Origin of the sequence: Photobacterium japonica, assembly GCF_050337005.1 — a bacterium.
Taxonomy (GTDB): domain Bacteria; phylum Pseudomonadota; class Gammaproteobacteria; order Enterobacterales; family Vibrionaceae; genus Photobacterium; species Photobacterium japonica.
Window position 1 is genome coordinate 40,879 of the sequence record NZ_JAKJSN010000041.1, and the last position, 13,553, is coordinate 54,431.

Annotated in this window: 13 protein-coding genes and 1 tRNA gene; 10 read left to right on the forward strand and 4 right to left on the reverse strand. The window is 49.6% G+C overall.

Going from position 1 to position 13,553, the window contains the following annotated elements:
• Positions 1–144: 144 nt before the first annotated feature.
• A complete protein-coding gene (locus L4C36_RS16060) occupies positions 145–2,121 on the forward strand; it encodes an alkyl/aryl-sulfatase (RefSeq protein ID WP_428478816.1) in 1,977 nt (658 codons plus the stop codon).
• 22 nt (positions 2,122–2,143) lie between these two features.
• Here the strand turns inward: L4C36_RS16060 and L4C36_RS16065 are convergent, their stop codons facing one another.
• Positions 2,144–3,067 carry a LysR family transcriptional regulator gene (locus L4C36_RS16065; RefSeq protein ID WP_428478817.1) on the reverse strand — a complete coding sequence of 308 codons (924 nt, stop codon included), beginning with the start codon at positions 3,065–3,067 and terminating at the stop codon, positions 2,144–2,146.
• Positions 3,068–3,407: 340 nt separating this feature from the next.
• Between L4C36_RS16065 and L4C36_RS16070 the strand changes: the two genes are divergently transcribed.
• Together L4C36_RS16070 and L4C36_RS16075 are read left to right on the forward strand one after the other, a co-directional pair.
• Positions 3,408–4,706, forward strand: coding sequence for a polysaccharide deacetylase family protein (locus tag L4C36_RS16070; protein ID WP_428478830.1), 1,299 nt, complete (start codon positions 3,408–3,410; stop codon positions 4,704–4,706).
• 273 nt (positions 4,707–4,979) lie between these two features.
• Positions 4,980–6,584, forward strand: a complete 1,605-nt coding sequence (locus L4C36_RS16075) for an ABC-F family ATPase (protein ID WP_428478818.1) — start codon at positions 4,980–4,982, stop codon at positions 6,582–6,584.
• 121 nt (positions 6,585–6,705) lie between these two features.
• On the opposite strand, the gene L4C36_RS16080 is transcribed toward L4C36_RS16075, so the two are convergent.
• Together L4C36_RS16080 and L4C36_RS16085 are read right to left on the reverse strand one after the other, a co-directional pair.
• A complete protein-coding gene (locus L4C36_RS16080; RefSeq protein WP_428478819.1) occupies positions 6,706–7,476 on the reverse strand; it encodes an HAD family hydrolase in 771 nt (256 codons plus the stop codon).
• A 115-nt stretch (positions 7,477–7,591) separates the two neighbouring features.
• Entirely contained in the window at positions 7,592–7,930 is a 339-nt protein-coding gene (locus tag L4C36_RS16085; RefSeq protein ID WP_428478820.1) for a hypothetical protein, read from the reverse strand.
• Positions 7,931–8,104: 174 nt separating this feature from the next.
• Here L4C36_RS16085 and L4C36_RS16090 point away from each other — a divergent pair, with 174 nt between their 5' ends.
• The 4 genes from L4C36_RS16090 to L4C36_RS16105 all read left to right on the forward strand — a co-directional run bounded on the left by L4C36_RS16090 (position 8,105) and on the right by L4C36_RS16105 (position 11,079).
• Positions 8,105–8,809: an HAD family hydrolase gene (locus L4C36_RS16090; RefSeq protein ID WP_428478821.1), complete on the forward strand. Its 705-nt coding sequence runs from the start codon at positions 8,105–8,107 to the stop codon at positions 8,807–8,809.
• Between the two features lie 137 nt (positions 8,810–8,946).
• Positions 8,947–9,498: a cytochrome b gene (locus L4C36_RS16095; RefSeq protein ID WP_428478822.1), complete on the forward strand. Its 552-nt coding sequence runs from the start codon at positions 8,947–8,949 to the stop codon at positions 9,496–9,498.
• A gap of 1 nt (position 9,499) precedes the next feature.
• Positions 9,500–10,069 (forward strand): YceI family protein, encoded by a 570-nt coding sequence (locus tag L4C36_RS16100; RefSeq protein ID WP_428478823.1) that lies wholly within the window; start codon positions 9,500–9,502, stop codon positions 10,067–10,069.
• A gap of 212 nt (positions 10,070–10,281) precedes the next feature.
• Positions 10,282–11,079 carry a DUF2076 domain-containing protein gene (locus L4C36_RS16105; protein WP_428478824.1) on the forward strand — a complete coding sequence of 266 codons (798 nt, stop codon included), beginning with the start codon at positions 10,282–10,284 and terminating at the stop codon, positions 11,077–11,079.
• Between the two features lie 60 nt (positions 11,080–11,139).
• Here the strand turns inward: L4C36_RS16105 and L4C36_RS16110 are convergent, their stop codons facing one another.
• Complete coding sequence (locus L4C36_RS16110; RefSeq protein WP_428478825.1) at positions 11,140–11,583, reverse strand: Lrp/AsnC family transcriptional regulator; 444 nt, start codon at positions 11,581–11,583, stop codon at positions 11,140–11,142.
• Positions 11,584–11,728: 145 nt separating this feature from the next.
• On the opposite strand from L4C36_RS16110, the gene L4C36_RS16115 reads away from it, so the two are divergent.
• The 3 genes from L4C36_RS16115 (at position 11,729) to L4C36_RS16125 (ending at position 13,365) form a co-directional block, all read left to right on the forward strand.
• Complete coding sequence (locus L4C36_RS16115) at positions 11,729–12,325, forward strand: LysE family translocator (RefSeq protein ID WP_428478826.1); 597 nt, start codon at positions 11,729–11,731, stop codon at positions 12,323–12,325.
• A gap of 92 nt (positions 12,326–12,417) precedes the next feature.
• Positions 12,418–12,508, forward strand: a tRNA-Ser gene (locus L4C36_RS16120).
• A 500-nt stretch (positions 12,509–13,008) separates the two neighbouring features.
• Entirely contained in the window at positions 13,009–13,365 is a 357-nt protein-coding gene (locus L4C36_RS16125; protein ID WP_428478827.1) for a hypothetical protein, read from the forward strand.
• The last annotated feature ends 188 nt before the right edge of the window (positions 13,366–13,553 follow it).

The following is a 13,553-nucleotide window of genomic DNA, read 5'->3' on the forward strand; positions in this document are numbered from 1 at the left end:
ATCTCTTCTATCTATGTACTCTTGCCTATCTGACATTCACCACATAAATATCAGATAGGCATTTCATCATAATGATTTAATACCACGATTTTCATTATCATCCTCGGCCTAGATATTCCACTGCGAATCACCGAGGTATCATTGATGAAATTCACCCTGCTTCCCCTCTCTCTGGCGATCATGAGTCAATTCGCGATGGCGGACACCACGCCAATCACGCCCGATGTAAAGCCCGCGAGCCGCTTTACCATTCAAAAGAACCACACGGTGGCCAATACGCTCGACTTTGCCAATACCGATGACTTCACCGATGCCACGCGTGGGTTCATTGCCACATGGCCCGACAAAACCATCAAAGATGCCAACGGCAACGTGGTGTGGGATTTTGCCAAGTTCGACTTCGTTAACACCGATAAAACGATCGATACGATCAACCCCTCTTTACAGCGCATGGCAAAGCTGAATAACCAGCACGGTCTGTTCAAAGTGAAAGACGGCATTTACCAAGTCCGCGGGTTTGACTTGTCTGTCATGACCTTTGTTCGCGGTGAACACGGTTGGATTGTTATTGATCCCCTCCTCTCAGAAGACACGGCCCGTGCCGGCTTAGATCTGCTATTCAAACATGTCGAAAAAGCCCCCGTCAGCACCGTCGTCTTTACCCACTCTCACATTGACCACTTTGGTGGCATTTGGGGAGTCACCAACAAAGCCGACATTGAAAGCGGGAAAGTGGCCGTTATCGCCCCTAAAGACTTTTTCGAGCATTCCATTTCAGAGAACGTGCTGGCGGGCAACACCATGAGCCGCCGTGCTGGCTACATGTACGGCAACATGATTGAAGCAGGCCCGAACGGCAAAGTGGACGGCGGCTTAGGGAAAACCACCTCGACCGGTAAACCGGGCATTGTGGAACAAACCATGGAAGTGCTGAAAACCGGCGAGATTCACGACATTGATGGCGTAGAAGTGGAATTTCAGATGGCGAACGGCTCAGAAGCGCCGTCAGAGTTTATCTTCTATTTCCCTGAACACCGCGTGCTCATGGCGTCAGAGGTGATGACCCACACCATCCACAACATCTCTACCCTGCGTGGCGCACGCAGTCGTGATGCCAATGCATGGGCAAGTTACGTGGATGAGTCGCTGGATTTATTCGCGGCAAAATCAGACATTATGATCGGTTCACACCACTGGCCGACATGGGGCAGTGACAAGATCACCGAGCAGTTAGAAAAAACCCGTGACATGTACAAATTTGTGCATGACCAAACGCTGCGTCTTGCCAACCAAGGCTATACGCCCAATGAAATCTCCGCCAGCATTCAATTGCCGGATAGCCTAGACAAAGCCTGGTATAACCGTGGCTACTACGGCACGGTATCGCACAACGCACGCGCAACTTACGACTTTTATTTCGGTGCATGGTGGGACGGTAACCCAGCGAACCTTAACCCACTGACGCCCGCACAAGAAGGTGAAAAGTATGTCGCGGCGATTGGTGGGGAAGAGAAAGTGATCGCCATTGCGCAGAAAGCGATTCAAGACGGTGATTACCGTTGGGCCGTGACGCTGCTTAACAACGTGACGTTTTCTAATCCAGACAACATGGCGGCCCGTTATTTAGAAGCCGATGCGATGGAGCAATTGGGCTACCAAGCCGAATCAGGCCCGTGGCGTAACTATTACTTAATTGGTGCGAAAGAACTCCGCCATGGTTACACCCCGGCACCGTCGCCAGATACGACGGCCATCGCCAGCAACATGCCGGTGTACTCGGTATTGGAATCACTGGCCGTGCGCATTAAGCCGGAAGCGGTAGATAACATGCATACCCTGATCAACATTCAGGTCGCCAATGATGACAACGTAGCCAGTGGCGAGTACGCACTGGAACTGTCAAACTCCGTGTTGAAAACCTACAAAGACAAACAATTTAAACAACCTGATGCCACTATTGCGTTGTCTAAACAAACCTTTGTAGACCTTATCACTGGCTCACTGTCTATAGAGCAAGCGATGAAAAGCGGTGCCTTCACCGTTGAAGGGCTAACCGCATTCAACGCCTTCATGGGCACCCTTGATCGTTTTGATCCTGCCTTCGGCATTGTAACGCCGTAACCAAAACCAGATGGCACAAACCCTATTGTGCCATCTGGGCTTCAATACACATCCTCAACCACACATGCGGCTGACTTTTATTGAATTTAGCCTGCCACACCATATGCGACTGAAAGGAACCACTGTCGAAAGGAAACGGTAGAATACGCAACTGAAACACGTCTTGATACTGCTTGGCAAACGACACGGGCACTGCTGCCACGGCATCACTGTAAGACACCGCAGCGAGCATCCCAATCAATGACGCATGCTGACTATACACCTGACGAGCGGGCAATGACTCTCCCACCAGCCAATCAATAAACGGTAACTGATGACGACGCATTTTAAACAACACATGTTGTTCATCGACGTATTGTTGAGGCGTCAAGCCAGCGTCAGACACACTAGGATCTGACAAGCGCGGATGATCCTGACGCACCACACAACACAAGTGATCTTCGGTAAGCACGGTTGACGCAAACACACGGCTGGTTGGCGCATCCACATCAATGATGAGATCGACTTTTTCCAACATCAAATCATCATACAGTTGTTCATTGCTGGACGGCGGTTCCATCAACACCACATCCACCGATAAATTCGCCAGCGCGCGGTCAAGAGACTGCCTCAACGAATGAATCATCGCTTCGTGGCAATACACCACAAACCGTTTCTGGGCGACCTCAGGGTCAAACGCCTCCATCCCGATCAACAGTGATTCAATGTCTAACAAAGGAGAGTGAATATGCTGATACAACTCATCAGCAAATCGTGTCGGCGTGATCCCGCGCCCGGTCCGGTTAAACAACGCCGCCCCCACATGCGTTTTCAATCGGGCTAGCGCATTACTCACTGCTGATTGCGTTAAATCCAGCTGCTCTGCCGCTTGCGTGACCGATTGTGTTTGATAGGCAGAAACAAAGACGCGAAGTAAGTTGAGATCGATTTTTCGCTGCACGTTCATTCAACATTCAAGTGATTTTACTGAAGTATATCGAAAAACAAGTGAAGTGAGAAAACACAAGCCCATCCGATCATCTCTCGCCCCTCGTACAAGCAAAAATCAGGCAGATCACGACCGTAATACGTCATTTTTGTGCTCAACCCTCAACGAATACCTTCTGACAATGTCGTTAGTTACATTCAAACAACAACATGCTTTCAGGAGTTACGCCTAATCATGACTTTCTCATCAATCATACCCCTCAGGCTGCTACACTCGCCCAAACAACGACCACATTAAGAAGGATTTTATTGTGACAAACCCTGCTTTTCCTGTGCGTAAAACCGCACTGGCGATGGCGATGCTCGCGCTGACCCATACCGCGACCGCCGATGATTTTGAACCTCAGGCCAATGTGAGCCCATCGGCACTGCCGCCGATCCCGGTACAATCTAGCCCCATGTTTATTAGCCTGGGCTTTGATGACAACGTAGAAGCCGACGGCCTGAAATGGGTCATGGATCTGCTTGCCAGTCACAACAACCCAGCCGGTGACGATGACTTTGCGGGCGAGCCACTGAGCGCGAGCTTCTTCATGCACTGTGAACCCGCAATGGACAATGAAGCAATCAAGGCCTTGTGGCGTGAACTGGCAGAGCGTGATTACGACATCGGTAACCACACCTATTCGCACCCCGATGACAAAGTGAACTACAACCCATTGCAGCCATGGATGACCGCTGAACAATGGCAAGAAGAAGTGAAAAAATGTGGGGACTTCCTCACCCGCGATGAAGACGAAGGCGGCATTGGCGTCGATGAAGTCACCGGTTTCCGCGCCCCGTTCATGACCTACAACGACAACACCTTAAACGCCATTGTGGATAATGGCATTCAATACGATGTTAGCTTCCCGGCTGGCATTGTGCCGGAACAAGACGGCACCAATAACTACTGGCCGTTTACGTTAGATAACGGCAGCCCGTCGCATAACCTTGCTGTTTCAGGTTGGTGGAAACCCGCGATCGATAACTACCCGGGGCTGTGGGAAATTCCGCTGCATACCTTGATTGTGCCGCCAGACAGTGAAATGGAAAAATTCGGCATCGACTACTCACTGCGTGACAAAATCGCCAGCCGTATCGGCTACTTCGATCCTGTCTCTGGCAAAGGTGATAACTTTGACTGGAACCTCTACACCACGCCTAATTGGGGTGCCGCAGGCCTGAATGAAGACGATGTTGTGGCCATTTACAGCTATAACCTTGATCTGCGCTTAGCCGGTAACCGTGCACCGCTGGTACTGGGGCTGCATTCCGCGTTCTATGGCCTGCTGAACGGAGGCGAACACTTTGGTATGCCAGAAACCACCGTGGCCTCACGCCAGAATGTACTGAAGCGTTTTGTCACCTATGCCCTGAGCAAGCCACAAGTGCGCTTTGTCAGCCATCAGGACCTCGTCGAGTGGATGCAAGATCCTGAACCGCTCACCCTGTGCCCTACGACTGAATGGCAAACACACACCGTGTACAGCGAAGGTGACACCGTCACTTACCAAGGCAAGCAATGGCAAGCCAAGTGGTGGACCATGCTGCAAATGCCGGGGCTGACCGCTTACTCCCCATGGGAAGAAATCGAAGCCTGTACGCCCGCATCTTAAGGTCACTAAACCGGATATTCAACGCGGCAACGAGTATTAAGCGCCGCTAAAACAGGGTGTACAGACTATGCATTCACGCTTATCTCCCTTATCAATCAGGGCGATAAGCGTTTTTTCATTCTTTTTTCCTCCTACACGCCCCTGTTTAACCTCGACATCACGCACTCACAGTCTGTATACTACGCCGCCTAATCATTTACCCCCAATTCGCACAGCATATTTTTCCGTTCTGGATAAATAATTATCTTGCTAGTAACCACCAAGGAATACCTCTTGATTTCAACCGCAAACATTACAATGCAATTTGGCGCAGAGCCTCTCTTTGAAAATATTTCAGCAAAATTTGGCAACGGCAACCGTTACGGGTTGATTGGCGCAAATGGCTGCGGTAAGTCAACGTTCATGAAAATCTTGAGTGGTGCACTGACACCAAGCTCTGGCAACGTCTCTATCACTCCAGGGTACAAACTGGGCGTATTGAGTCAGGACCAGTTCGCGTTTGAACAATACAACGTGATTGACGTTGTGATCATGGGCGACAAAAAGCTATGGGAAATTAAGCAAGAACGTGACCGCATTTATTCACTACCAGAAATGAGTGAAGATGAAGGCATGCGCGTGGCGGAACTGGAAAGTGAATTTGCCGAGCTTGATGGCTACAGCGCAGAAAGCCGCGCCGGTGACATTTTGCTTCAAGCGGGTATTGAAGAAGAATTCCATTACGGCCTGATGCAACAAGTCGCGCCAGGCTGGAAACTGCGTGTGCTATTGGCACAGGCGCTGTTTGCGAACCCAGAAGTGCTACTGCTGGATGAACCAACCAACAACTTGGACATCCACACCATCACTTGGCTGGAAGAAGAGCTGAAGCAACGTAAGTGCACCATGATCATCATCTCGCACGACCGTCACTTCTTGAACTCTGTGTGTACTCACATGGCAGACATCGACTACGGCGAACTGCGTATTTACCCGGGTAACTACGATTACTTCCTAGAAGCATCTGGCTTGATCCGTGAGCAGCTATTGGCCAGCAATGCGAAGAAAACCGCTGAAATTAACGAACTGCAAGACTTTGTAAACCGTTTCGGTGCTAACGCATCAAAAGCGAAGCAAGCAAGCTCTCGTGCTAAAAAAATGGACAAGATCAAGCTTGATGAAGTGAAATCAACCAGCCGCATCAGCCCGTCTATTCGTTTTGGCGAAGGCAAAAAACTGCACCGCCAAGCGCTAGAATTTGAAAACTTGGGACACGAGTTTGATGAAGGCCCACTATTCACTGGCGGTAATATGCTGCTTGAAGCAGGTACAAAACTGGCTGTGATCGGTGAGAACGGTGTGGGTAAATCTACCCTACTGCGTTGCTTGGTGAACGAACTAGCTAACACCGAAGGCACCATCAAGTGGTCTGAAAATGCCTCTGTGGGTTACTGCCCACAGGACAGCACAGCCGATTTCGATAACGACCTGACCATTTTTGATTGGATCTCACAATGGCGTACCGTAAAGCACGATGACCTAATGGTACGTGGTATTCTTGGCCGCCTGTTGTTCACCGCTGATGATGCGAACAAGAAAGCCAAAAACTGTTCAGGTGGTGAGAAAAACCGTCTGTTGTTTGGCAAGCTGATGATGCAAGACATCAACGTGTTGATTATGGATGAACCGACTAACCACATGGATGTTGAAGCCATCGAAGCCTTGAACAATGCATTGAAAGTGTACGAAGGTACCTTGATCTTTGTCAGCCATGACCGTGAGTTCGTGACCTCGCTTGCCACGCACATCATCGACATTAAAGACAAGAAGCTGGTTAACTTCCGTGGTACGTACGAAGAGTACCTAGATCACCAAGCTAAAATGCAACTGGTCGCTTAATAGCGACTTGCATGGCGGCATAGGCTGAATAATGCCCATTGTTCAGCCCTGTCTGCATTACGCCAAGCCATTCAGCCTGAATCGCTTGGCGTTTTTTCTATCTACTTATCCGCTTATCCGCTTATCCGCTTATCCGGGCAGTCTCAATCATCGCATCCACAATGTCAGTCAACGTCATGCCTAATTGACGATCAAGGTGGAACCCGGTGATCCCTAACGCTTCTGCCGCTTCTACATTTTCGATGCGATCATCAATGAACACACACTCTTGCGGCGTTTTGCCGATACGCGCTAACGTGGTGAGATATATTTCCGGCGCCGGTTTCTCACACCGCTCATAGGCTGAAATCACCACCTGATCAAAGTACGGCCGAATACCCAATAGATCCAACGACCAATCCAATGACGCCGTCGCATTCGATAACACATTCAACGAAAAATGGGGCGCTAAACGTTGTAAGCTGCTGACGGCGTCATCAAACAATTGGTATTGCGCACTGTCAAACGACAACATGAAGAGTTGATCGGCCAGCGTCATCACTTGTGTCTCTGAATCTTGGCCTGCCACATCGGCGGCGACAAACTGGCATCGTGCCTGTAGCCATCGCTTTTCATCTTGCCAATCAACGAGTGAATGCTGCTGAAAATAATCACGATCAAACAACGCCACCCGCGACAGGGCATCATCCACCCTGTCACTGTCGTAGCCCCGTGATAGCAACACTCGCTGCATCACCGATTTACGGTATTCCTGAATATAAATCAGCACCCCACCGGCATCAAAAATGATCGTAGTGATATTGCGTGATGGCTCATTGCCGCTTTTCCCGCTGAGGCATTGCACATCTCTGCCTTGTCGTTCGCGTGTCACACTGCGTTCCTGCACTGCCATTGTTCGTCCTTGTTATTGCTTGCTTTCGTTATTCCGCATCACGATATTTCATCACAGTCTCGCCCCATTCTGTTATGCATAAAGGTCATACCTTTACGGTCACTAAGGCGTATTATCACACCAATGCGTACCATCCAGCCAAACCGCCAGTGGCTAAACAGACTGGCCATGCATACCCCTCAAGGCGTGTCTCACCCGCAATGATGATGACATAGCCTAACCGACAAACGCCCAAACACTCAACCAACCACTGTATAGGAAACAAGACACTTCCGTACCAATAGGTAAATTCCACTTGGGTATTTTCAGTTAGCAGGCCTGAAGCAACCCATTCTTGTTCAAAACCCAGCGCCGCCACCATTAACACGATATGATTCACCGCAAGCCCCCATAACATCGGGGTCACTGCGTCGGCTTGGCGTCGGTCACTTCTGTTCGTGTCATCTATTCGCATTCTGTCCCATCCCCCTTATTCGTCCTTACTCGCCCGTCAGGTTGCTTTGTTCACGTCACTGTTCGTCATTGCCGCAAAACGATCATCTTGGTGAAAAGGAACTGTCATTTTCATTGCTTAGGCTGCTCTACCCATAACGCAATAATCCCCCATTACTCATCATAGGAATGCAGTTTGACCAACACAAATTCGGTATCCAACGTTTCCCCTTATCTGGCCGTGTTTGATCTTGATGAAACACTGATCGCGGCAGACTCCGCCAGCCTGTGGAATGCGTATTTAGTCGAACAAGGGTTCGCGCAAGAAAGCCTTTTGCTGGAAGAAAAAAACAGGATGCAGGCCTACCAAAAAGGCCGCATGGATATGCATGCTTATATGGCGACCACACTGGCGCCCCTGATTGGCATGCACATGGATGAAATCAGCCACATCGTCGACGATTTCATTGAAAAACGCATAAAACCGGCCGTTTATGCCGATGCCCTTGCCCGCATAAAATGGCACAAACAGCGCGGCGATACCGTATTGGTCATCTCCGCCACTGGGGAGCACCTCGTGAAGCCCATCGCCCAACTATTAGGGGCTGATGATGCCCTCGCCATTAATCTGCAACTCGATAACGGCAAAATCACAGGCAACACCACACATACATTGAGCTATCAACAAGGAAAGGTGATCAGAATGAAAGCGTGGTTACAGGCACACAATGGCCATTTTCAAGGCAGCTACGGCTACAGCGATTCCATCAACGATTTGCCGCTACTAGAAGCGGTAGACCGGCCTTTTGCTGTGAACCCCGACCCAACGCTCGCCCTGCATGCCCAGTTAAATGAGTGGACTATCATGGATTGGCGACACGACAACAACATCCTTCGCTGAGCTCACCTGCACGACGGGATCGCAATCCATTATCGACTTGCTCAATAAATTTGAATAAGTCGTTCTACTCAGCCTCCTTATGTTTTGCTGCGTAACCACTAGAATGAAAATCATTCACATATAAACACGGCAAAACCATGAACAAGGATTTAAGCACCCAAGACAGGGCCACGTATGATGGCCTCTCTATCGTCATTCACTGGCTGAGTGCCATTACCGTAATGGGATTGTTTGCCGTTGGGCTATGGATGGTCGATCTCAACTACTATTCACAATGGTACAAACCGGTGCCGCACTGGCATAAATCTGTCGGTATCCTCTTAGCGCTCGTCACCCTGTTTCGGTTGGTGTGGAAACACATCAAAAAGCCCCCCGCGATTGAAGGCGCACGCTGGGAAGTGATCGCCGCAACAATCGCGCACACGGCGATCTACCTGTTGCTGTTTGGGTTGTTCATCTCGGGCTACCTCATCTCTACCGCCGATGGACGCCCTATTGAGGTCTTCGATTGGTTTTCCGTTCCGGCCCTTGGCGCCTTATTTGATCAACAAGCCGATATCGCTGGAGAGATCCACTTTTATCTGGCTGTCACCTTAATCAGCCTAGTCAGCCTTCATGCCCTTGCGGCGCTCAAGCACCACTTCATCAATAAAGACACTACGTTAAAAAAAATGTTGGGAGTAAAGTAATATGAAAAAGCCCCTTGTTGCCCTCAGCCTGTTGGCTGCCATCGCCCTGCCTGTGACCAGCCATGCGGCTGACTACGTGATTGATACCGAAGGCGCACACGCCTCAATCAACATGAAAGTGCCGCACCTTGGCTACAGCTTCATTAAAGGCCGCTTCAATACCTTTGAGGGCACCTTCAGTTACGATCCTAACAATGTCGCCGCCTCTACCGTCAACGTCACCGTCGATACCACCAGTTTTGATTCCAACCACGCAGAGCGTGACAAACACATTCGCAGTAACGACTTTTTGGATGTCAAAAAATACAGCACCGCCACCTTCACCTCGACCAAGATCGACCCAAAAAGCAACGGGGAATTTTTGATAGAAGGCAACTTAACCCTACACGGCCAAACGAAACCCTTAACCATTGATGCCCAATTTGTCGGTGAAGGGAAAGACCCGTGGGGCGGTTACCGTGCCGGTTTTACAGGCACAACGCGCATTGAATTGGCCGACTTCGGCGTACCAGTAATGGGTGACGCCAGTTATGCTGAGCTGGAATTACACGTAGAAGGCGTTCGCCAATAAGCGATTTTTGCGTGGATTCCCGCTAACACTACCTGCACCGCCCTGTATAAAAACCCGGCAACCGTCGGGTTTTTCATTATTATTGTGCAAAATATCAGCAAACGATCCACTTCCTTACTGATATTTACAGATTGACATAGGAACCCTGCGCTAGGATGAGAGTCATAACAACAAGGACACGGTAACGTGCTAGACCAATAAGAAGGTAAACCATGACTCCGCAAGAAAAAGAACTCATTCAGAACGTCGCCAATAAACTGAAGCAAAGCCCGAACAAGGCGAAAGACGCTGACGCAGAACAACTGATCAACACAGAGATCGGTGCGCAGAACGATGCCGTCTACAAACTGACGCAAGCGGTATTAGTTCAAGAAATGGCACTGAAAGAGCTAAAGCAGAAAAATGAATACCTTGAGCAATGTGTGGAATTCCAAAAATCGGAAGCGAACCGCAGCACATTGAGCAAAATGATGGGTGGCAGCCGCCCAGCGCCGCAGCCGCCAATGCCAAGCAACCAGCCAAGCGCATTCGGTAGCTTCATGCAAACAGCAGCCAGCGTTGCAGTGGGTATGGTTGCGGGTAACATGATCAGCAACATGCTGTTCGACCATGATGAGCCAGCAGCCGACGCAACTGCGGCAACCGACACAGCAGCTGATGCAGCCCCTGCGGCAGATGCAGCGACGGATACCGCCGCAACCGATACTGCACCAGCAGACGACAGCGCAACGGCAGCGGCTGACACCGGTGACACTGGCGGCGGCTTCCTGGACGACTCATCAAACAGCTTCGCGTCAGATTACACTGACGGTTCATCGGGCTTTGGCGATGCCGGTTTCGGTGACAGCGGCTTCGGCGGCGGTTTCGGTGACAGTGGCTTCGGCAGCGATGACAGCTTCGCGAACAACGGCTTCGGTGACGGTGGTTTCGGTAGCGATGACGGCGGCTTCGGCGGCGGTGATGACAGCTTCTTCGGCGGTGGCGATGACTTCGGCGACGAAGACGTTTAATCCCCCATTGAACACCATGAAGGCATCCCTCGGGATGCCTTTTTAATTGGGGCGGCTTTATCAGCCCCGCTCATTCTTGGCGGTTTCCATCACGACCATTGTCGTAATGGCATCCACCTTGGGGATCTCCCCCAAAATATCGGTATGAAAGCGTTTATACGCGATGAGATCCTGCGTTTCGACCCGCAACAGATATTCACTGGTACCCGTAATATTGTGGCATTCCACCACTTCATCGGCCTCAACAATGTGGGTTTCAAAATTGCGTTGCGATTGCTTACTGTGGTTCGACAGCCCCACCGTCACATACGCGACAAAACCAATCCCCATTTTCGGGGCGTTCAACACCGCCCGATACCCTTCTATCACTCCGCTGCGCTCTAATTCTTGCACCCGACGTAAGGTTGCTGAGGGCGATAACCCCACCGCTTGCGCCAGATCCACATTCGGCAGTCGACCGTGGGTTTTCAGTACTTGCAATATTCTTTCGTCAAACCTGTCCATCACACCACATCATTGCTAACTTCGTCTTTATTACACAAATATAGCGCGAAAATTGACGCTATAAATCACTAATATACTTAGAGGCGCGCAACAAACTGTCGTTATTCGGCATCACACTTAAACAACGTCACAGGCAAGTATCACTATGGAACACCAACAGCTCATTGCACTGTTCACCTTTGCGTTTGTCACCATCATCACCCCTGGCCCCAACAACATTATGTTGATGACCTCTGGGGCAAACGTCGGCTTTATGAAAACCCTCCCCCACATGCTGGGCGTGACTGTCGGCTTCAGTGCCATGGTAACGTTAATTGGCATCGGTTTGGTGGGTATATTTCACGCCTACCCATGGCTGCACAATGTGTTGCAAGCTGTGAGCATTATGTACTTACTGTATCTTTCTTATGCCATTGCCACCAGTCGCGCCCCCACAGAACGCGGCGACGATCAATATCGGCCACTCACCTTCTGGATGGCCGCCAGTTTTCAGTGGGTCAACCCGAAAGGTTGGAGCATGGCGCTGAGTACCGTCACGTTGTACAACCCGGAAGGTAACTGGCACGGCATCGTGATCATCGCCTTGGTGTTTGCGTTGGTGAATCTGCCTTCTACCGGTATCTGGACGTTGGCTGGCCAAAAACTGCAACAGGTACTCACGCACCCAACACGCCTTCGCATGTTCAACTATGCCATGGCAGGCTTGCTGTTGGTGTCGATTGTGCCGGTATTCGTGCTGTAAACCATCAGCCTGTCTCATTAATGAGCAAACGGCAGCATTGGGGAACGTTGAGGGTTTACAGCCAAGGTTGAAGCCCGTATTATTCGCCGCATGGAGAGATGGCTGAGTGGTTTAAAGCACCGGTCTTGAAAACCGGCGTGGGTTTATAGCCCACCTAGGGTTCAAATCCCTATCTCTCCGCCACCTTCTAAAGGCCAGCAGAAATGCTGGCCTTTTTCGTATGCGTTGAATTCAGTGTTTGTTAGACGGGATTTTGTAAATCCCTCGTCGTGTGCGACCCCAGCACTCCGCCACATTTAAGCCTCAGTCGAAAGACTGAGGCTTTTTCGTATGCGTTGGGCTATACGTGAAAGTCGGGATTTTGTAAATCCCTCCTCGCGTGCGAGCCCAGCCGTGTGCGACTCCAGCACTCCGCCACATTTAACGCCCCCCTACTCTTCACCACCACACGCGAGTATCGCACTCTCTTTCACGTCGATTACATCAAACTGTGATATAGAAATGATGATGAAAATGTAGAATGTGATATATGGAACGATTCTACTTTTGTTTTTCCCATCTCCAGTGATACCTTTCAATATCAATGAGTTAACTTCGATGCTATTATGCACCCATGACAATATGTGGAATTGTAAGGTAGATGGGTTCTATATATTAAGTTGTTATGTGTAAATGTGGTAACTATGATAAATAACGAATATTTCAGTGCTGAAGAACATGGTTTTTCATACCCAGATAAATATAGAGAATACATCTCTGTATCGGGAGAGATTGGAGAACTCCGTTGGTGGTTCATTGGATCATCAAAAGGATTGTTTGAAATTGCTTATAAATTGGTAAATGAAGAACTAGAATCAAGTATTGAACTCTTTCCATTTGCTAAAAGTAGCGAAACGAATGCTCTAGCCTGTTTTGATAAATCAGGGAAAGTGTACTTTGTGATTGGCTATAATTCGCTTAAAAAAGTCGATTGGTCCAACCGACTTACGACACAAAATATAGTAGCTTGGTATCAAGGTGTTTCAACTGGAGTATTCTGAATATACACATAATCGGGTAGCCGGAGGTATTTACCCTCCAGCCCCCACACCACCCTGCATGCGGATCCGCACAGGGCGGTTCATTCAGAACGCCTAACTTAGATCTTTTGGTTAGGATATTGAACAGCTATCCATCCGTCTTTCAGTGAAAATAATCCCGCTTTCTTAAGGTAATCATTACTCAGCGC